The 545-nt window shown below is 68.1% G+C and carries 1 protein-coding gene; it reads left to right on the forward strand.

The window, feature by feature from the left end; all coding sequences use genetic code 11:
• Window positions 1-254: aldehyde dehydrogenase family protein (locus tag DVK06_RS17105; protein WP_121601137.1), on the forward strand; the 254-nt coding region annotated here is incomplete at its 5' end.
• Window positions 255-545: the final 291 nt, after the last annotated feature.

Consider the following 545-nt stretch of genomic DNA (forward strand, 5'->3'; position numbering starts at 1 on the left):
GAACGGAGGCGATCGAACTCGCCAACGACTCCCCGTACGGGCTTCTCGCCGGCGTCTGGACCGAGGGGCTCTCTCGCGCTCACGGCGTCGCCGACGCGCTCGACTACGGGATGGTCAGCGTCAACGAGTACCCGGTCACGTTCCCGCAGACGCCCTTCGGCGGCACGAAACAGAGCGGTCACGGCCGCGAGCAGGGAGCGGAGGCCGTCCGCGAGTTCACGCAGGCGAAGAACGTGAACCTCAACCTCGGCTGATTCGCCCGAGACTTCGGCCCGCGACTCGCTGAACGGCTCGGCCCTCACCCCGCGCTCCGCTGCACGCTCCTGCCCTCAACCCGCCGTCCCCGGAGTGACCGCCTCGGCGCTCCGCGGACGCCGTTCGAAAAAAACCGCTCTTCTCCGGTCGCTCCGCCGACGTTATTCGAACCGCTGGAACGGCTCTTGACAGTCGTTACAGAAGTGCATCGACCGGCACAGTCCCGGCCCTTTCGGGTGCTCGCGGACGGTGTTCGTGCCACCGCAGTACGGGCACTCCGCGCCCGATGT

Source organism: Halorubrum sp. Atlit-28R, assembly GCF_003665955.1.
Classification (GTDB): domain Archaea; phylum Halobacteriota; class Halobacteria; order Halobacteriales; family Haloferacaceae; genus Halorubrum; species Halorubrum tropicale.